General features: G+C 40.2%; 17 protein-coding genes and 3 pseudogenes. 11 read left to right on the top strand and 9 right to left on the bottom strand.

Annotated features, from left to right (window positions below):
• The first annotated feature begins 5 nt into the window (after nucleotides 1-5).
• From JMX50_RS09710 to JMX50_RS09700, 3 genes are all read left to right on the top strand, one after another.
• Complete coding sequence (locus JMX50_RS09710; protein WP_201629375.1) at nucleotides 6-3,317, top strand: type I restriction endonuclease subunit R; 3,312 nt, start codon at nucleotides 6-8, stop codon at nucleotides 3,315-3,317.
• 28 nt (nucleotides 3,318-3,345) lie between these two features.
• Nucleotides 3,346-4,155: a M48 family metallopeptidase gene (locus JMX50_RS09705; RefSeq protein WP_201629374.1), complete on the top strand. Its 810-nt coding sequence runs from the start codon at nucleotides 3,346-3,348 to the stop codon at nucleotides 4,153-4,155.
• 134 nt (nucleotides 4,156-4,289) lie between these two features.
• Entirely contained in the window at nucleotides 4,290-5,144 is an 855-nt protein-coding gene (locus tag JMX50_RS09700; protein ID WP_201629373.1) for a patatin family protein, read from the top strand.
• Nucleotides 5,145-5,294: 150 nt separating this feature from the next.
• Here the strand turns inward: JMX50_RS09700 and JMX50_RS09695 are convergent, their stop codons facing one another.
• Nucleotides 5,295-7,082, bottom strand: a complete 1,788-nt coding sequence (locus tag JMX50_RS09695) for a potassium/proton antiporter (protein ID WP_201629372.1) — start codon at nucleotides 7,080-7,082, stop codon at nucleotides 5,295-5,297.
• A 442-nt stretch (nucleotides 7,083-7,524) separates the two neighbouring features.
• On the opposite strand from JMX50_RS09695, the pseudogene JMX50_RS13210 reads away from it, so the two are divergent.
• Nucleotides 7,525-7,647 (top strand): annotated as a pseudogene (locus tag JMX50_RS13210) (IS3 family transposase); the annotation flags it as partial.
• Here JMX50_RS13210 and JMX50_RS09690 read toward each other — a convergent pair.
• Nucleotides 7,642-8,115, bottom strand: a complete 474-nt coding sequence (locus JMX50_RS09690) for a winged helix-turn-helix transcriptional regulator (protein ID WP_201629371.1) — start codon at nucleotides 8,113-8,115, stop codon at nucleotides 7,642-7,644. The pseudogene JMX50_RS13210 and the gene JMX50_RS09690 overlap by 6 nt on opposite strands.
• A gap of 101 nt (nucleotides 8,116-8,216) precedes the next feature.
• On the opposite strand from JMX50_RS09690, the gene JMX50_RS09685 reads away from it, so the two are divergent.
• From JMX50_RS09685 to JMX50_RS09675, 3 genes are all read left to right on the top strand, one after another.
• A complete protein-coding gene (locus JMX50_RS09685) occupies nucleotides 8,217-8,945 on the top strand; it encodes an SDR family oxidoreductase (protein ID WP_201629370.1) in 729 nt (242 codons plus the stop codon).
• Between the two features lie 36 nt (nucleotides 8,946-8,981).
• On the top strand, nucleotides 8,982-9,575 hold the full coding sequence (locus JMX50_RS09680; RefSeq protein WP_201629369.1) for a 2-hydroxychromene-2-carboxylate isomerase: 594 nt from the start codon (nucleotides 8,982-8,984) through the stop codon (nucleotides 9,573-9,575).
• A 193-nt stretch (nucleotides 9,576-9,768) separates the two neighbouring features.
• The gene (locus JMX50_RS09675; protein WP_201629368.1) at nucleotides 9,769-10,131 is read left to right on the top strand and encodes a hypothetical protein; all 363 of its coding nucleotides are present in this window, start codon (nucleotides 9,769-9,771) and stop codon (nucleotides 10,129-10,131) included.
• An 86-nt stretch (nucleotides 10,132-10,217) separates the two neighbouring features.
• On the opposite strand, the pseudogene JMX50_RS09670 reads toward JMX50_RS09675, so the two are convergent.
• Nucleotides 10,218-10,415 (bottom strand): annotated as a pseudogene (locus tag JMX50_RS09670) (integrase core domain-containing protein); the annotation flags it as partial.
• Nucleotides 10,416-10,424: 9 nt separating this feature from the next.
• The gene (locus JMX50_RS09665; RefSeq protein ID WP_201629367.1) at nucleotides 10,425-11,315 is read right to left on the bottom strand and encodes a LysR family transcriptional regulator; all 891 of its coding nucleotides are present in this window, start codon (nucleotides 11,313-11,315) and stop codon (nucleotides 10,425-10,427) included.
• A 135-nt stretch (nucleotides 11,316-11,450) separates the two neighbouring features.
• On the opposite strand from JMX50_RS09665, the gene JMX50_RS09660 reads away from it, so the two are divergent.
• Together JMX50_RS09660 and JMX50_RS09655 are read left to right on the top strand one after the other, a co-directional pair.
• On the top strand, nucleotides 11,451-11,942 hold the full coding sequence (locus JMX50_RS09660) for a CidA/LrgA family protein (RefSeq protein ID WP_201629366.1): 492 nt from the start codon (nucleotides 11,451-11,453) through the stop codon (nucleotides 11,940-11,942).
• Between the two features lie 9 nt (nucleotides 11,943-11,951).
• The gene (locus JMX50_RS09655) at nucleotides 11,952-12,650 is read left to right on the top strand and encodes an LrgB family protein (protein WP_201629365.1); all 699 of its coding nucleotides are present in this window, start codon (nucleotides 11,952-11,954) and stop codon (nucleotides 12,648-12,650) included.
• 324 nt (nucleotides 12,651-12,974) lie between these two features.
• Here JMX50_RS09655 and JMX50_RS09650 read toward each other — a convergent pair whose 3' ends face one another.
• Nucleotides 12,975-13,865, bottom strand: coding sequence for a LysR substrate-binding domain-containing protein (locus JMX50_RS09650; RefSeq protein WP_201629364.1), 891 nt, complete (start codon nucleotides 13,863-13,865; stop codon nucleotides 12,975-12,977).
• Nucleotides 13,866-14,012: 147 nt separating this feature from the next.
• Between JMX50_RS09650 and JMX50_RS09645 the strand changes: the two genes are divergently transcribed.
• On the top strand, nucleotides 14,013-14,876 hold the full coding sequence (locus JMX50_RS09645; RefSeq protein ID WP_201629363.1) for a DMT family transporter: 864 nt from the start codon (nucleotides 14,013-14,015) through the stop codon (nucleotides 14,874-14,876).
• 142 nt (nucleotides 14,877-15,018) lie between these two features.
• Here JMX50_RS09645 and JMX50_RS09640 read toward each other — a convergent pair.
• From JMX50_RS09640 to JMX50_RS09630, 3 genes and pseudogenes are all read right to left on the bottom strand, one after another.
• A pseudogene (locus tag JMX50_RS09640) lies at nucleotides 15,019-15,420 on the bottom strand (integrase core domain-containing protein); the annotation flags it as partial.
• 71 nt (nucleotides 15,421-15,491) lie between these two features.
• Nucleotides 15,492-15,764, bottom strand: coding sequence for a transposase (locus JMX50_RS09635; RefSeq protein WP_201563805.1), 273 nt, complete (start codon nucleotides 15,762-15,764; stop codon nucleotides 15,492-15,494).
• A 573-nt stretch (nucleotides 15,765-16,337) separates the two neighbouring features.
• Entirely contained in the window at nucleotides 16,338-16,757 is a 420-nt protein-coding gene (locus JMX50_RS09630; protein ID WP_201563742.1) for a PPC domain-containing protein, read from the bottom strand.
• Nucleotides 16,758-17,026: 269 nt separating this feature from the next.
• Here JMX50_RS09630 and JMX50_RS09625 point away from each other — a divergent pair, with 269 nt between their 5' ends.
• Nucleotides 17,027-17,467, top strand: coding sequence for a hypothetical protein (locus tag JMX50_RS09625; protein ID WP_110817436.1), 441 nt, complete (start codon nucleotides 17,027-17,029; stop codon nucleotides 17,465-17,467).
• A gap of 302 nt (nucleotides 17,468-17,769) precedes the next feature.
• Here JMX50_RS09625 and JMX50_RS09620 read toward each other — a convergent pair whose 3' ends face one another.
• Nucleotides 17,770-17,925 carry a hypothetical protein gene (locus JMX50_RS09620; protein WP_201563740.1) on the bottom strand — a complete coding sequence of 52 codons (156 nt, stop codon included), beginning with the start codon at nucleotides 17,923-17,925 and terminating at the stop codon, nucleotides 17,770-17,772.
• Nucleotides 17,926-18,318 lie beyond the last annotated feature (393 nt).

Genomic DNA, 18,318 nt, shown 5'->3' with positions numbered 1-18,318 from the left:
TTTTAGTGAGTATTAATGCAGTCAACTTCCAAGAAGAATTCAGCTCAAAAATCCCTGCCTTAACCTTACTCACAACGCTGGGCTACGAGTTTATTTCGCCCAATCAATGCAACGCCATGCGCTCAAAGATGGCTGCAAGTAAAGCCACCAATCAGGTGATGCTATTGCCTATTATGCGTGCGTTTTTAGCCAAGCAAACCTTTACATTTGAAGGTCAGGCACATCCTTTATCAAACAGCGCCATTGATAAGGTCATGCACGAGCTAAACCCTGCTATGAACTTAGGCTTACAGGCAGCAAATGAGGCGCTATATAACGCCATGCTGTATGGCGTGACCGTGACTGAATTCATCGATGGTAAAAAAACCTCGCAAACCATCGCTCTGATAGATTGGAATAACATCGACAATAATAGCTTTCACGTTACCGAAGAGCTGGTCGTACTCAATAGCGAGGGCACGAGTAGCCGTAGACCTGATGTTGTTTGCTTTGTGAATGGTCTACCGCTGGCAGTCATCGAAGCCAAACGCCCTGACTCCAGTAGAGAGTGGCAATCTACCAATGCCCAAGCAGTGTCCCAGCATATCCGTAATCAAGGTCAAAAACAAATACCGCATCTATTTGCCTATAGCCAGTTATTGCTAGCAGTTAATGGCAATGACGGTCTGTATGCCACTTGCGGTACGCCTGAGAAGTTTTGGGCAAAATGGGTGGAAGAAGAGATCTCTGAGCCTGAGTTTCATCGTTTAAAGAACCAAGCGCTCAGTCCTAAGCAAATTGAGAATTTGTTTGGTGATCGTCCTACCTCTATTAAAGAGGAGTATCAGTCACTAGTTGATGGTGGTGATTTAGTCGTCACCGACCAAGACCGCTTAATCATCAGTCTTTTGCAGCCTGAGCGTTTGCTTGAGATGACGCGCATGTTTACCTTGTTTGATAAAAAGGCTGGCAAAATTGTTGCTCGTTATCAGCAAGTCTTTGGCATTAAGGCCCTGATTGAGCGTATCAGCACTTTTGACGGCTCTGATGGTAAGTCGGGTAGTCGGCAAGGTGGGGTAATTTGGCATACCACAGGTAGTGGTAAGTCTTTTACGATGGTGTTTTTCTCCAAAGCACTTATTTGGTTAGAGGATCTCGCCAAGTGCCGTGTCATCATCGTCACTGACCGTGTCGATCTAGAAACTCAGCTTAGTAAAACCTTTGCTTCTGGTGGTGTGCTTAGTGATCGCGACAAAACGGATGCGATGGCAACTTCTGGTCGCCGTCTAGCGCAGCAAATTGGGCACGGTAACGAACGCGTTATTTTCTCCATTATTAATAAGTTTGGTTCAGCCGTTAAGTATGATGAATGTTATAACGACAGTCCAAACATCATCGTCATGGTCGATGAAGGTCATCGTAGCCAAAACGGTGAGAATAATATTCGCATGGCACAAGCCTTGCCAAACGCTGCTTTTATTGCCTTTACGGGTACGCCATTGCTCAAGGATGACAAGACCGAAAACAAATTTGGTAGCATCATTCACTCTTATACCATGCAGCAAGCGGTAAAAGATAAAACCGTCACCCCATTGCTCTACGAAGAGCGTATCCCTGAGCTGAATACCAACGATCAAGCCATCGATGCATGGTTTGATCGTATTACCCAAAAGCTCACCAATGATCAAAAAACCGACCTAAAACGTAAGTTCTCCCAAAAAGGTCAAATCTATCAGGTTGAAGGACGTATTGAGCTGATCGCTCATGACATCTCTGATCACTTTCAAAACTTTAAACAGCAGCACCTAAAAGGTCAATTGGCTTGTGATTCTAAAGCCTCAGCTATCCGCTATAAGATCGCTTTGGATAAGATTGGCAAAGTGACCTCTGTGGTTGCCATGTCACCGCCTGACACTCGTGAGGGGCATGACACCGTCGATGGCGAATCAAAAGACATCGTACAAAACTGGTGGCAAGATAATGTCGCCAAAGAGTACGGCGGTGATGAAAAAGCGTACACCAAAGCCATTATAGAAGCCTTCAGTCAGGACGATGGTCCTGACATTATGATCGTCGTCGATAAGCTATTGACGGGCTTTGATGAGCCCAAGAACACTGTGCTATATATAGATAAACCATTAAAGCAGCACAATCTTATTCAGGCAATTGCGCGTGTGAACCGCTTGCATGAGAAAAAACGCTTTGGTTATCTGATTGATTATCGTGGCATCTTAAAAGAGCTGGATATCACTATTGAGAAGTATCAAGACTTAGCAGAACGTACGCAAGGCGGCTTTGATATCGAAGACCTTAAAGGTCTATATAACGCTATGGATACCGAGTATAAGCAGCTACCAAGATTGCATAGCGAGTTGTGGGCGATCTTCTCATCGGTAAAAAACAAGCAAGACGGACAAGCATTAAGGCAGGTGCTGGCGCCAAAGATGCAAGAGATCGACGGCAGAGTAGTCGATACCAGGCTTAAAGAGCGTGACGACTTTTATGCTGCCTTGACCGCATTTTCTAACGCTATGAAAATTGCGTTGCAATCGGCGTCTTTCTTTGAGGACACCTCATTTGATAACAAACGTGATCGCTATAAGCAGGATTTAAAAGCCTTTATTAACCTACGTAAGCAAGTCCGTGAAGATGCAGATGAAACCATCGACTATGATGAATATGAAGCAGATATTCGCAGCTTGCTTGATAAGCATATCGCAGGCCTTGAAGTTCGCGAAGCAAAAGGTGCTTACTTGGTCGGCAACTTAGGTAAGAATGTTAAGCCCGAAGCACTCAGTGATAATGAAGCACGCAACCAAACCGATAAAATCACTGGTCGTGTCACTAAGATGATTGAGCAAGATTTGGCTGATGATCCTTATGCACAAGAGTACTTCTCTAAACTACTTAAGCAAGCGATTGCTGATGCCAAGGCAATGTTTGATGCACCTGTAAAGCAGTACATGATGTTTGCTGACTTTGAGCAAGCAGTAAAAGACCGTGCTGTTGCTGATGTGCCGAATGCGTTTATCGATGATAATGGTAAATTAAATAAGCATGCTCAGGCTTATTTTGGTTTGTTTAAGCATTTATTTGACGCGGACTTTTTAGTGGATAAAGAGCTAGATAATGACAAGCTGGTCACCTACGCTTTTGAGATTGATAAAATAGTTAAGACAGCAGTGGCTGAGTATTCTATTAATCCAGCAGAAATCGAGAATGCTATCAGTGTCAAATTGCTGCCGATGTTATTTATGGATTTGGGTATCGATAAAGCGCAACAGCTCATCGAAGAGGTACTAAAGATTACCCGTCTTGGGCTTTCGAGAGATAAGTAGCCTAAGAGCAGCAAGAGGGTAGTAGGCAATGACTGAGAACGGTGACTTTTATTATGGTCAGGATAAAATTGATTATGAAATTGTGCGTAAAGAAGTAAAAAATAAGCCTGAAAGCGATAAGCTGATTGCTAAGAAGACCAAGCCTCGCAAAGTTGTGATCAAAGTACATCCTGATCAGCGTGTGGTTGCCACCGCACCTGTCGATGCTACCGATGAGGTGATATACGATGCGATGATGAAGCGTGCTCGTTGGATATGGCAAAGCCTACAAGACTTTGCCAAGCAAAAAGACCATGTATTACCCAAACGATATGTCAGCGGTGAAACCCAGTTTTATCTGGGTCGTCGTTATGTGTTAAAAGTGATAACAGATGCAAAAACTAACGATAGAATAAACAGCACTGTGAAGCTTAGTCGCGGTAAGTTGAATGTAGAATTGTCTCAAATTGATTCTGAATTAGACTCTGAAAAACAAGCAGTTCTCGTGAAAAGCTTGATTGATAAATGGTATAAAGATAAATTTACGTCGGTCTCTAGAGAGAGGCTTGAAGCCTTGCTGCATAAGGCCTCATGGGTTGATAGTAGTCCTTCAATAAAGTTAATGACTATGAAAAAGCAATGGGGGAGCTGCTCAATTAAAGGCAATTTAATATTAAATCCTCATTTAATAAAAGCCCCAAAGGAGTGCATTGATTACGTGATATTGCATGAGCTGTGTCATATAGCTGAGCATAATCATAGCGAGAACTTTTGGCGCCTATTAACGCAAGTAATGCCGAACTGGAAAGAGGTGAAGGCTAGGCTCGACGGGATGGCTGAGTTTTACTTGAATGAGTAAAATTTGGAGCTAGATAGTTTAAGATGGTTTTTTGGAAAAGTATCAGCCTCCGATATACTCGAGGCGCTTCACTTAATTGCTCTATGTAATGGTTGAGTTAAAAAGGTGGTATTCACAAAAATTCGAGGTTTTCAATGCTTAAACAACATCGACAAGCACTAGTAGTTGAAGGTGGTGGAATGCGTGGCGCATTTACCAGTGGCGTCTTAGACGCATTTTTACAACAACAATTTAATCCTTTTGATCTTTGTGTGGGGGTGTCCTCAGGCTCAACGAACGTTGCTAACTATTTAGCTGCGCAACAAGGTCGCACCCTGCAAATTTACTTAGATCATTCACTTCGACCTGAATTTATCCATTATGGTCGTTTCCTTAAAGGTGGGGACTTACTGGATCTAAAGTGGATGTGGGACGTGGTGGAACAAGAGCATCCACTAAATCAGGCACAATTATTTGCCAGTCATGCTGAGTTTTACATGGTGCTAACACATGCTATTTCAGGTGAAGCTAACTATATTAAAGCCTGTAAAGACAATATTTTGGATGGATTAAGAGCATCAAGTTCTATTCCAGTGTTAACTCGACAAGCGGTCGAGATATTTGGCGAACCTTATTTCGATGGTGGTGTAGCTGATGCTTTGCCTGTGCATTGGGCCGCTCAACAAGATCGTGTTGCTAAGCTAATGGTAATACGTACTCGCCCTCAAAATTACTATAAAGCAGGTCGCAAAGGCGATCAGCTGTTGGCTAAATATTTTTCTAAGCAACGATATGGTTTTGCCCAAAGCTTATTAACACGAACCCAACGTTATAATGATGCGGTGCAATTTTTACATTCTGCATCACCACAGAAGTTTTTAGAAGTTTGCCCACCCGACTTGAAAAATATGGCGAGTCGATTATCTAAAGATAAAGCTAAAATCCGTTATAGCTATGATGTAGGACTAGAAACTGGGTACAAAGCGATTGAAGATTGGCATAAACTTTAATGGTAATTCCGTTAATAAATCAGAACGCTTAAAATTAGACATTAACTGTTAAATAATGCAGCTTAATTCTATTGGATAAGTATCTTATGGTTGAGATATTTGCCGTTCAGCCACTAGCTCATGTTATGTCTAACAGCGATATAGACTATGCTACTGCTGCTTGGGCTCTTGTTGTTTTAAGCCAATCGCTCTAAGTCTTCCATTATCATCAACATCCTTGATAACCAGTAACCATTCCTCATTAATCACCACCGTATCACCCGATACGGGTGCCATCTTTAAGCTTTCTTTGACATACTGAGCGACCGTTTGTTCCCACATATTTTTTGAGCTGCCTTCATTTTTAGTGTTCAAGCCATCGTCCAGAGACTCGAATTTCATCTTATCGGTGAAGAATGGCACATCCCCAAGCTTGACATTCGGCGATAATAACCAATCGCCATAAAAATCATCGATGGCTCTACGGTCTAAGGTCGTGTCATTAAAAACATCCGCAATCTGACCGGCATGATTGCCGCTCATGGCATACCAAACGCTGTCACCAAATTTAAGCTTGGTGTCTTCATTAATCGCTAAAATTTGCTGACCGCGCACCAAGGCAAAAACACGGATTTCCTCAGGGCTGATGCGCGTAGAGATGTCCCTTGGATGGCGACCAATCGCAAAGGCGCCTGACTTTACTTCAAATTCATATAGCGTAATACTTGCTCTATCTGACACCCAAACCTCATGCTCTTCTTTTGGGTCTTTATTGTTTGGAATACGCACTTTAAACAGATTGGACATAAACGGTATGGTTGTTCCTTGTAATACTAATGATAAAACTACCACACCAAAAGCAATATCAAATAGCATAAAGGCATTATCTACCCCTGCAATCACTGGCAACATGGCAAGGGTAATGGGTACCGCACCGCGTAAGCCAACCCAAGAGATGAAACCGATCTCTTTGTTTTTAAACTTAAAAGGTAAAACACTGGTATAGACTGCAATAGGACGAGCCACTAAAATCATAAAGGCAGCAATGGCCACTGAATAAGGCCAAACTTCAAGAACGTTCGATGGTGTGACCAATAAACCCAATACGACGAATAACACCGCTTGCGACAACCACGCAAAGCTGTCCATCACGCGCATGACATGCTCAGTTGAGCGTACCTTATGGTTGCCAATCAAAATACCAGCGATAAAGACCGCTAAAAAGCCACTGCCGCCAAGTAGATTCGTGGCGGCAAACACTGCTAAGCCAGCCGATAATATCAAGATGGCATACATGCCTTCTGCCAAGTGTATTTTGGGTAATAACCGAGAGAGGAAGTACCCGAAGAACAAGCCCATTCCTAGACCAAAGCTAAGCTGCTGTAATAGCAGCCCTAAAAAGCCTAGCGCTGTCTGCCCAGCGGGGTCGACATTTAAAGCAATTAATCCTGTGACTAATAAAATCGCTAACGGGTCGTTGGCGCCAGACTCAAGCTCCAAAGTTGCTTGAACGCGGTCGTTAAGCTTAACACCGCCATTACGCAGCAGTGAAAACACCGCTGCCGCATCGGTAGAACCAACGATTGCCGCTAGCAATAGCCCAAAGCGCCAATCGACATCAAGCAGCCACGTGACGAACACACCCAGTATCATTACGGTCGCAAGTACGCCCCAAGTAGCTAGCGTAATTGCTGGTTTTAGTCCAACTCGAAACGATTTAAAAGAAGTACGCAGTCCACCGTCTAGCAAAATACAAGCCAATGCCGCCTGCCCGACAAAATTGGCTATTGCATATTGAGAAAACTCAATACCCAAGATACCCTCTTCACCAGCCAGCATCCCAACGACTAAAAATAATAGCAAAAGAGGTACACCCAAACGTGCTGATAAAGTGCTCGCCATAATACTGGCAAAAATTAATACTGCTCCTACGAGATACACGATATTTAAGGTATCCATCTTTTATTAAGCCCTATTTTATAAGTTATGATGAGTTGGGAGTTGGGTTGTTGCGATAGCGGTAGTTTAGTTTTGCTGGGGACAGCGCATAGTGTTCTAATACCAAAGCTTATAATACTAAGCTGATTTAATTAGAACGGAAACATTATTTATCCCTTGCTTTCAAGCAGTTAGTTATGGTTTTAAAGCATTCCTTAAGAATAACATCTAGAATCAAATCTAGAATACTTATTTTTGAGTAGATCTCTTAAAAAGGCCATTAAGAATGAACTGTCCTGAGATGGTCGGAGACTTAACATTCTGAGTCAGGCAGCTAAGCCTGATAGATTTTTATTGAATAATCTGCCTATTCAAATGAGCCACCCCGATATTGATATTGAGCTATGCTGAAAAGACCGTAGAGATGAACTTGGTAGACTAAGCATCATAACAGGCGTTTATCATGCATAAAAAAATCAGGGCCTACAGAAACTACTTTAAAGCTCAAGCAGTTAAACAGATAGTAGACAATAATGGCAATATCTCAGCAACTGCAAAGCCGCTTGGCAGAACACTCTCTTCATATACCAAACTCGTCCTCACCTATCCAATCAGATCCCAGTTCAACATCAATATCCCGTGCATTAATTGGTTCATGGCATTCTGAACATACCGTTACGGGATGCATTATTTGGCCGCACTTATTGTGTCTATGTAGCAGCGGCGCACCCCGTTCATCAGCCATGTGTTTGTCTCCCCAGCTAACCAATGCTAAAACGATTGAATGCAAATCTAAACCACGCTCTGTCAATCGATATTCCTCACGCAGTGGTTGCTGTTGATACGGTATTTTTTTCAGAACGTCATACTCAACCAGCTTACGAAGCCGGTCAGACAAGACATGACGTGTGATGCCTAAGCGTTGCTCAAATATATCAAAACGTCTAACACCTAAAAAACAGTCACGTAAAATCATTAGCGTCCAACGATCACCAATGACTGCCAAAGTGCGAGCTACTGAGCAAGGCTGTTTATCAAGTTCATCCCAGCGCATATGTTACCTCCTACATGTGTGAGTAATAGATTAGCTTGACAGACTCTGAAAAGGAAGCTATATTTTGTTAGTTCTAAAAAGGAACCTATAAGGAAATAGATATGTCTAGAGCACCCGTAGCGGTTGTAATTGGCGCAGGCGATGCCACCGGCAGCGCTGTTGCGAGACGTTTTGCAAGAGAAGGTTTTACCGTATGCGTGACCAGAAGGAGTGTCGACAAACTTAGCTCGCTAGTCAGTGATATTGAAGCCGCTGGTGGAATAGCAAGGCCATTTGGTTGTGATGCGCGTGTAGAGCAAGAGATGGTTGAGCTGTTTACCCGTATTGAACAAGACATTGGGCCGATTGAAGTGGTGGTATTTAACATTGGTGCGAACGTCCATTTTTCCATTGTAGACACCACGGAAAGAGTCTACCGAAAAGTATGGGAAATGGCAGCGCTATCTGGATTTCTCACAGGTAGAGAAGCAGCAAAAGTAATGATTCCCCGTGGAAAGGGAACGATTATTTTCACCGGCGCGACGGCCTCATTACGAGGTAGTAAAGGTTTTTCTGCTTTTGCTGGCGCTAAATTTGCTTTACGGGCTTTGGCGCAAAGCATGGCTCGAGAGTTAGGGCCAAAAGGTATACATGTGGCGCACCCTATTATTGATGGTGCCATTGATACCGCCTTTATTCGTGACAACTTTCCTGAGCGTTATGCACTTAAAGACCAAGACGGCATTTTAAATCCTGAGCATATCGCTGAGCAGTATTGGCAATTGCATTGTCAACCAAGAGACAGCTGGACGCATGAGCTTGATCTACGCCCATGGTTAGAGACCTTTTAGAAACTTTTTAATATATTTTGTCAGGAGTACTTTGAGATGAGTAAAAAAGTAGAGTTTTTCTTTGATGTAGGCAGCCCAGCCAGTTATTTGGCATGGACACAATTAGAGAGTATTGCACAGCGCACCAACGCTAAAATCATTTGGCGGCCTATGCTGCTTGGTGCTGTTTTTCAAGCTACTGGTAATGCGTCGCCAGCTGCGGTTCCTGCTAAAGGCGCTTATATGTTGAAGGATCTTCAGCGTTTTTCAAATATTTATGGGGCGCCGTTTAACTTCAATCCATTTTTCCCGTTGAATACGATGCATTTAATGAGAGGTGCGACCGCTTATTTGGAAGAACCTGAGTTCCAGACTTATTTAGCAGCCATTTTTAACGCTTTATGGTCTGAAAAGCTAAACATGGAATCACCAGAAGTAGTGGCTGAGGTTTTGACCAAAGCAGGCATTGACGTGACTAATTTTATGGCACGTATTAGTGAGACTGAGGTCAAGGAGCGTTTGAAAGCAACTACTGAGGAAGCTGTAGCACGAGGTGTATTTGGTGCGCCTAGTTTCTTTGTGAATGATGAGTTGTTCTTTGGTCAAGATCGCTTAAGTTTCGTTGAGACTGCTTTAAAAGAGTGGTCTTAATTAGCAGCGGTATAGCATGAGTTGAAAGCGTTTAGACTGTGCTCTTTCCTAATGATGACAGAGACCAATAAGAATATTAGTTATAATTGTAAATTGATTGAATAAACACTTTTGTGGTGTACTGTATGGGTTAATGAACTATGATTGTATATTGGTAAATATCTTCATCTGTTACTAATAAACGGGTCATATCATGAAAAAAGAGACGCTGACAGGATTGTCTATTATTACATTTGCAGCATTTTATATTTGGATTCAAAGCGACAGTAACTCATTTTATGAAGAAAAAGAGACTGAACTCGAACAAGCTCGCAAAACATCAAAGATTGCACTGCTAACGAAGTGCCAAGAAAAGACAAAACCTATGCTTAGAAACCTTAAGTCTATGGAGATTAACCGCAAAAATACAGACTACAGACTATTAAATAACGGTAATTTCAAAGTTACAACGCATTACTACGCTAAAGATAGCGTGGATACTACTCCTCTGGTTGTGGTCGATTGCCTATTCGATAAAGATGGTAATTTACTAGAGACCATTCCAGATTCTGTGTAACTGTCATTTAGCTTATAGCAATACTGAACCGCCCCGAGTTTATCGGAGGCCGATTTACTTGAGTCAGGTAGCAATGCCTGACAGGATCAAACTATAATAATACCGCTTTCGAACTCAAAAGGCGATACATAGCCCAATGCACTGTGTATACGCTTTTTATTGAACCGATCTACCCAATTCAATGTCGCAAGTTGTACATTCGCTAAACCTTGCCAATCTGCTTTTAAATATTCAATTACCTCTGTTTTGTATAACCTATTCCCTGTTTCAGCCAAAGCATTATCAAGGCCTGGTTATATATTTTTTCTTATGTTATCAAGCCAAGCTCGCATACTTGGTGTAAGCAAGCGATGACGGCGCCAAGCCATGACAAGCTCCCATTTTAACTGAGGTTGGGTTAGTGGCAAGCAGACTAATCCTGTTAAATCCAACTTTTGAGTATAATATTGAGGCAAAAGAGTCACGCCCATATCCTGTTTTACCATGTCAAGAAGCAAGTGCCACTGATTGGTTTGGCAAATAATATTAGGTTCAAAACCTAGTGATTGACAGTTTTCTATAATCATCGGAGTAAATGATGAATTGGAGGCAAATAAAATTAGGGGTGCATTCGATAGTGACTTAAGTGTTACCTTGGTTTTTTGCTTACCCATACGGTTCTTATTTGCTACGACCACCACTGGATAGCAACATATCGACAAGTAGTCAATATCATCGTCAATCGGCTTCATCAATGTTGCCACATCAAGTTGCCCCTCTAGAAGGGCCTGCTTAAGTGACTCAGCACCATCTTCGATAAGTGAGGTTTCTATACTAGGATGCATTTGGTAAAAGTTAAAAATAGCTTTGCTTAGTATTTCACTGCCTAACGGTGAAATCCCCAAACGCAACTTACCACCTATTAATTGCTGATAATCTACTACTGTTTGTTCAAGATTATCTGCCTTTTGTAAGATATCCACTGCTTGAATATAGAGGTGTTCGCCAATTTCCGTTAAATTAACTAGCCGCTTTTTTCTATGAGTCAACGGCTTATCAAACAGAGCTACGCCTAAATATTCTTCAAGGTTACTGATGGATTTGGTAACGGTGGGTTGGGTTAAATTGAGTTGAATACTGGCTTGAAGAAACCCACCTGTTTTTACGACTGTCACAAAGCAGCGTAATTGTTTCAAAGTTATCATGAATAATAAACCATGGTTAGGAAAGATAATGAAATTTATTATAGAAATTGGGAATAAAAATAAAAATATAATTCATAATTTATGGCTATGGTATTTTTATAATAAGTAGTCTCTAATCAACAAACAACAATTATTATGCGTAATCCTAATATTCGCTTATCCCTATCTTTTTTAGATGAAAAAAAACTTACACTTCAAAAGTTCTATCGCCAATCATGGCTTCATGTCCTTATGCAATGCGCTATTATCGCAGCTGTCTGGTATTGTGCTGAGATATTGGTTGAATTATTGCATTTACCCGTATCCTCAGGCGTCTTAGGAATGTTTTTAATGCTGATATTATTAATGAATGGTGCTATTAAGGTTAACTGGGTCAGACTGGGTGCAAAATTTGTTTTGGGTGAGTTAGTATTAATGTTTATCCCACTTATGATGTCAATACTTCAATACAAGGCGCTATTTATCAGTAAGGGCTGGCAATTAATGCTGACAATTATCTTAAGTACCGCGATGGTGATGTTAAGCTCAGCATTAACTTTTATTATGGTGCACCGTTTGCAACGTAGATTGTATCGACATCAGATTCATAAAGCCCAATTAAACCTAAGAAATAATGATAATGCGTGAGGATTTACGATGAATGTCTGCTCAATCCTTTGTCTCATTTGGACATTAGCTGCTTATTATATGGCTAAAGTAATCTATGTGCGCTATCGAAAATCTTGGCTAAACCCTGCTATCACGGTTCCAGTAATAACGCTTTCATTAATGATTATCTTTAATATCTCTTATGATACTTATTGGAAGGATACAGCTTGGATTGTGCAGTTACTTGCCCCCGCAACGGTTGCGTTTGCTATACCTATTTATGAGTATCGTCGTTTAATACGTCAACATGCTTTGTCTTTGACCGCTTCTATAACTGTTGGGATGATAGTGGGGGTCTTGAGCATATATATATTTGCTGTGTTATTCCATTTTGATAAGACCTTGACCTATAGCTTGATGGCCCGTTCAATATCGACACCATTTGCGTTAGACTTATCTGAAAAAATTCACGGATCTTCCTCTTTAGTTTCATTGTTTACTTTGATTACAGGGATGGTGGGAATGATTTTAGGGGATATGATCTTGACTTTTTTTCGTATTCGCTCCCATCTTGCAAATGGAATCGCATTTGGTAATGCATCACACGGTTTTGGTACAGCCCGGGCAAGTCAGCGCAATGAGGATGAGGGCGTTATAGCCAGTTTAACAATGATTTTAGCGGGATTATTTATGGTATTCTTAGGCCCTTCATTAATACATGGCGTAATGTTATTTGGGCAAGTTTAAATAAATATATATATAGACCCTAATCCATATTAAGAGTAGATATGATAACAGCCATTATCACTAACAGATAAACAATAAAAAAACGTATAAATTTCCGTTTTTATTCTAAAGTTAATTCGACTTTAACTAAATGTAATGAGCTTTATTTCTTTTAAACTTCAACCTATTAACTTATATTATTTGAATATCAGATAAAATGAATGACTATTTTTTGAGGATACGAGTGTTTATGAGTTATTGAATCGGGATTTTCTAAATCATCATTTTAAATCCCTTAACAAATCATTATTTTTCTTGTAACAACAAATAAGATAGAGGATTTCTTTACTCACACTGAGATTCTAACCATTTAGATAGTTTAATAATATCGTCCTGATTGTTCTTTAATTCCTTGTAAACGAAGTAAAACTTATCCCCTGTTAGTAATTCATGCATCGGAATTCTAATGAGTTTCTGCTCATAAGATTTATCTAGCATCATATAGTTGTTAACGAGGGTAAATCCCAGATTATACCGTGCGGCTTCTATCGCTAGTAGTACATGACTAAAATGATTTATCTTTATATCGCTTGGTAATTCAAATCCGCCTGCCTTACACCACCGCAGCCAATCCTCCGCTCTATTTTCACTTATATCTGTATACCTCACGGACAATATTGGATGCCGCCACAATGCATCAGGAAGGGGTTTATCTCTTATTTTCTCCCAAAGCTTTTGACCACACACAGGATATAAAGTTTCAGAAAATAAAAACTTACTGATGAAAGCATGTGGAGGGGGATTGACGGTGATATAACAATCGGCCCTTTGCTCATTATGATCAGAGGGATGATTGACCATATCTAAAGTAAGTTCTATTTCTGGATACTGTCTATAGAAGTCTTCTAGTCGAGGAATCAACCAATTCACTGCGACTGAACTGTACAGAGCTAAGCGTATATGCCCAGGTTTTCCATGTTTAATAATCTGACTACTATCTGAAAGAAGACCCAATGCTCGACTCACATCTGTAAAATAACGCTCACCAACCTCTGTCAACGAAAAGGTCCGGCCTTGCCTGTAAAACATTGCTTCCCCAAGATACTTCTCAAGGATGCGTATTTGGTGACTCACGGCACTTTGTGTCACATTGAGGCTTTCTGCTGCTTTTGAAAAGCTGTTAAGCCGTGCAACGGATTCGAAGCACTGTATTGCACGCAGCGGTGGTAAATCCATGATTACCTCAGCTAATACTAAATATGTTTTATATCATTATACATCATAGCGTTACTTGAATATACTGCCTGACAGATCGTTAAATCAGCATGAACCCATTGGGGTTTTAACAGTTTCTGAATTTAGAGTAGGGCGAGGAGGCTAAGAATGCCAAAGATGAGTGTTGCATTTGCCATGACGCTATTGGTACTAGGAAATATCATTGCGGTCTTCTCAGACGCCTTGATAAAGGCCTTGCCCTCTGAGACGGCGGTATATCAATTTATCCTGTTTCGTCAATGCACAGCGGTTTTAATGCTGTTGCCATTTTGCTTAATTAATAAAAAGAACAAGTTATTCAGTAATATAAAATGGCACTTTGTTCGTAGTCACGTGTGGTTGTTAGGTGTGATATTCATGGTACTGTCTCTTCAAGCATTGCCTCTCGCGACTGCGAATGCTATTTTTTATGCAGCCCCTTTGTTTATATTGCCGCTAGGTTTTTTATTTTATAAAGACAGATTAACCTTTCCAACTATAGCGGTATCTATGTTAGGTTTTGCTGGTATCCTCGTTATTGTACAACCGAAACAGATCAATTTAGGGGCGGTGTTTGCCCTTATAGTGGCGGTAACCATGGCGATAAACAATCTCTTAGTTCGTAAACTTCCACAAAATCATTCTGTCTATCAAACGCTACTTTTGACCAATTCATTAGGAATCCCATTCGCGCTTGGTTTGGCTATTTGGGAAGGACAGCCATTTGATTGGCGCTCATTGATTACGGCCGCCAGTTCAAATGTATTCATTTTGATTTATGCAGGTATATGCGTACAGGTGTATCGACACATTGAAGCGTACAAAGTCTCTAGTGCGGAATACTCAGGTTTAATAGGGGCGGTGGTGGTCGGAATCATATGGTTTAATGAAGTACCAAATATGACTCTGTTAATAGGTTCTGCGTTGATTATCCTACCTTTGATATGGCTAGCTACTCTTGAATCTCTGAGGTTTAGACAAAAGATTGGATAGGATAATTGTATGTCTTAAAGCTAAAAGCTTTCTTTAAAAATCCCCTAGACTGGTGTTTGAGCGTGAGTATTTTAATTGAATGGACTGAGCTTATAGCCAGTCTAAAGCGTTTTTATCAGCGTTGCTAGAGAACGCAGGGTAATCATCCCCACAATAAAACACTTACCAAATAGAATAACGCTTCCTTATTTAGCTTCTGTATCGGCGTAAAGCCGCCATTGCCCATGTTTGGGCGTTCATTATTGTAATGGTATAACCAATTTACTGCTTGTTCGCGTATTTGCTCTAGGTTATCAAACAGTTCTTGATTTAATCAATCATAGCGCATCGTTCTGTTAAAACGCTCCACATAAGCATTTTGCTGTAGATTGCGAGATTCAATCTAAATTAAGATGATGACTTGATCGAAAGCCCAGTTTCTGAGCGCACTACTAAGATATTCAGGGCCATTGTCACATCTTATTTGCACGGGCTTACCCTCATATTCAATAAGCTGGTTTAAGCTACGTATGACTTTTTGGATTAGTAGTGAGAAATAAATCTTAAAGACGGCGTTCTGTAATGGCATAATAAAACTGGACAGCGTATAAGAGATACTATCCTAAAAAAGCCAAATCAAGTGCTAATTAGATCAACTCTTGCTTGGTAAGGCTGCTGATGTTTAACCACGCCGAAACAAATATGCACAAGCTTACGCATAACTGCGCAGAAAGCCTGCATTTTACACTTACCGTTAGCAAGCAGTCGCTTATACTGCGTCTTAATGTCAGGATTATGCTTAATGGCGACTAGCGCCGGCATATACAGTTTTGCTCTGATATCACTTGAGCCATTCTTTGCTAAGCGAGACTTGCCCTTAAATAGCCCTGATTCAGTATAACTGTAAATGTTGGCTTTGAAGAATTTGGTTCAGTAACTTTGAGACTTGATTGGCAGGCAGTTAGTAGAAGTGCAAATAAAAGATAGCCAACTGATTTAATAAGCCTAAAGAAATTATTCCGGAATATGTGGGGTTAAAAAACGCACTAAGACAGTGATTATTAAGAGTATTACAAGAAGGTATTGGTATTTTATAAATCGTTCTGGGCTAAATAAACACAGCACAGATACTATAAAAATTCCTATAAGTTCAATCAAATTAGATAAACTTTGAGAGCCAAATCCTAGCCCAGTTAATACGACCCACAAAAATGATGGTAAGAATACTAGGCTAAATTTTTTCAATGGTTTGTCCATAGGTTAGGCTTAATAATATAGGTAATAGAAAAACATCCAAGTTGACTGACTTTTACAAAGTGTAAGATTGTAAAGAATGCGATGTTTGGTTAAAGATTTTTTTAACTAAAAAGAGACTTAATTTAAAAAATATTGAGAGCATCCTACATTTTGTGTAATTATTGATGAAAGCCACATGGCTGTTACACAGAATATAGGATGCTCTCCATTATTAAGCTTATATACCTATAGAATAGATACTTCTAGCCAATATGGGGGTGTTTTTCCTTTAGAAGCTTGAGAACGTGGCTGAAGAATACGTAATTCATATTTACCTGAATATGGAAGCGTGTAATAACCTTGGTCATCCAGCTCAGGGGCGTACTCTCCTACGTTAACAGAGTCTGCTAAATTCTTATGGAATAAATAAGAATCTACATTCCCTCCCGTTGTTTTAACAGAAAGCTTTTGGTTCTTTTTGGCATAAAATGTATAGGAATCGTACTTAATACCCTTTAATTTCCCATAATAGTTAGCTGAACTAGCGCCTTTTTTAAATTGAACATCAACAGTTTTAGCCACTGCATCTGAAGAGGCGGCCATTACTGTAGGGCTTACCATTAGAACAGGAAGCGCAATTAGAATAGCAGCAGTTAAATTTTTCATATTTTAAACACTCAAGCAGTAAAAAAAACGATTTTATCTTATTGCACACTGTCAACCTTTATAGATATGTTATATTAGTATTACTAATATAGAGAGTGCGTTGGTAAGTTACTGAATAAGGCTGCCCGTAATGGATAGTATTAATTAATGCCCTAGCTTCTAGTTCTACCGCAAACCTACCTATGGTAGTAAAAACCTGAATTTCATCACGTAAACAAAGAGAACACTGCTAAATAGTAGTGTTCTCTTATTATATTAAAGGAAAAATTATGCGTTCTTTGCTTCTAACGACAATGTGCTTAACGGGCAGCTTAGCTCTAGTGGCTTGTAGTAACCATCGTGCCGACACCACGGATCTGAGTAAGCAGCCTACAATAGAAGCGCCGGTAGCGTCAGGGGCATTTACTGCTTTTGGAAACAAAGGAAAAATTTGGCGAATAGTGATTGAAGGAAATGAGCTAAGTATAGAGGCAAATTTCTTAAAGCCAACGACAGCAACAGTTACCGTGGTGGGTTCTGGTTCTGTCAATACTGAAGGTGTCGAATACGCGAGTACTGTCAATGGACAGCCTATTGTTGTGAATATAAAAAATAACCTTTGTATCGATGACAATGGCTATCAAAATGAATTTACTGCAATATTAACTTACGCAGGCAAAGCATATCAGGGTTGTGCCGTTGCCGGTGCAATAGAAATTGCGCCCACATAGCAGATAAGCCCAAGCGGTAGCCAATGTATACCCATGAGAGTAATTACATTGCATCGTTGTAGGCATGAAAAAGTTGTCAAAATAACTAATCACGCGCTTTCACGGGTTCGGTTTCCTAGTGAGGACGAACCTTCAGCTTCAGGCTAATGATATCGCGGTTTTGAGTTGTTGTGATAACTGTGGTGTACTTCATGATGTACTTACCATGCATATTCTATTCGAGATCGGTGCGCTATACAGGCATCGAACTGCCAGTATTGTATGTGAGGCTAACAACTATGAAGTCGATTGTCGCAGCATAGTTATCGCTCAATGACACAAATAGGATAACCGCTTGGGTTTCTGCCACCGCCTAGATCCAAGCAAATATCATCGTAATAAAATTCATGGGCTTTGATGCCTAGCCAAAATGCAAAAATAGCATTGACAGCAATGATTATTATCATCTTATTATTCATATAGAGATCCTAGGTAAACAAATAACTATAACGATATTTATTTGGATATATCTTATACGAATTAGAAATTAATAGAGCTGTAGCGTGTTCTCATGTTTTATTTTTTGTAAGGTAGTTCAAATAGGGAACCATCTGTTTCATCCTTCAACCCCATTAATAGACCACTTAAAATAGACTGCTATCATGGAACTAATCAAAATAGACTGGGTACATTCGGACATTAAATGGTAAATCAACTGTTCATTATCTATAATAATAAGTGAGCTTATCAATTTAAGAATAGGTGGCCATTTGATTGGGAATAGCCAATATTTTATTTTATAAATAGCTGATTTATAAGGATTTATACGCGACGTAAGAAGGCGTTATTTACGGAAATAGGCACTCTATTAC

The sequence above is a fragment of the Psychrobacter maritimus genome (genome assembly GCF_904846345.1).
Classification (GTDB): domain Bacteria; phylum Pseudomonadota; class Gammaproteobacteria; order Pseudomonadales; family Moraxellaceae; genus Psychrobacter; species Psychrobacter maritimus.
The sequence above is the reverse complement of the archived record's forward strand: the minus strand, read 5'-3'. Positions and strand labels throughout refer to the sequence as shown.

What these genes read in the sequence shown, in the direction of transcription:
- JMX50_RS09705 (WP_201629374.1), top strand. Translation starts at nt 3,346, where the DNA reads ATGACTGAGAACGGTGACTTTTATTATGGTCAGGATAAAATTGATTAT.
- JMX50_RS09700 (WP_201629373.1), top strand. Translation starts at nt 4,290, where the DNA reads ATGCTTAAACAACATCGACAAGCACTAGTAGTTGAAGGTGGTGGAATG.
- JMX50_RS09695 (WP_201629372.1), bottom strand. Translation starts at nt 7,082, where the DNA reads ATGGATACCTTAAATATCGTGTATCTCGTAGGAGCAGTATTAATTTTT.
- JMX50_RS09690 (WP_201629371.1), bottom strand. Translation starts at nt 8,115, where the DNA reads ATGCGCTGGGATGAACTTGATAAACAGCCTTGCTCAGTAGCTCGCACT.
- JMX50_RS09685 (WP_201629370.1), top strand. Translation starts at nt 8,217, where the DNA reads ATGTCTAGAGCACCCGTAGCGGTTGTAATTGGCGCAGGCGATGCCACC.
- JMX50_RS09680 (WP_201629369.1), top strand. Translation starts at nt 8,982, where the DNA reads ATGAGTAAAAAAGTAGAGTTTTTCTTTGATGTAGGCAGCCCAGCCAGT.
- JMX50_RS09675 (WP_201629368.1), top strand. Translation starts at nt 9,769, where the DNA reads ATGAAAAAAGAGACGCTGACAGGATTGTCTATTATTACATTTGCAGCA.
- JMX50_RS09665 (WP_201629367.1), bottom strand. Translation starts at nt 11,315, where the DNA reads ATGATAACTTTGAAACAATTACGCTGCTTTGTGACAGTCGTAAAAACA.
- JMX50_RS09660 (WP_201629366.1), top strand. Translation starts at nt 11,451, where the DNA reads ATGCGTAATCCTAATATTCGCTTATCCCTATCTTTTTTAGATGAAAAA.
- JMX50_RS09655 (WP_201629365.1), top strand. Translation starts at nt 11,952, where the DNA reads ATGAATGTCTGCTCAATCCTTTGTCTCATTTGGACATTAGCTGCTTAT.
- JMX50_RS09650 (WP_201629364.1), bottom strand. Translation starts at nt 13,865, where the DNA reads ATGGATTTACCACCGCTGCGTGCAATACAGTGCTTCGAATCCGTTGCA.
- JMX50_RS09645 (WP_201629363.1), top strand. Translation starts at nt 14,013, where the DNA reads ATGCCAAAGATGAGTGTTGCATTTGCCATGACGCTATTGGTACTAGGA.
- JMX50_RS09630 (WP_201563742.1), bottom strand. Translation starts at nt 16,757, where the DNA reads ATGAAAAATTTAACTGCTGCTATTCTAATTGCGCTTCCTGTTCTAATG.
- JMX50_RS09625 (WP_110817436.1), top strand. Translation starts at nt 17,027, where the DNA reads ATGCGTTCTTTGCTTCTAACGACAATGTGCTTAACGGGCAGCTTAGCT.
- JMX50_RS09620 (WP_201563740.1), bottom strand. Translation starts at nt 17,925, where the DNA reads ATGAATAATAAGATGATAATAATCATTGCTGTCAATGCTATTTTTGCA.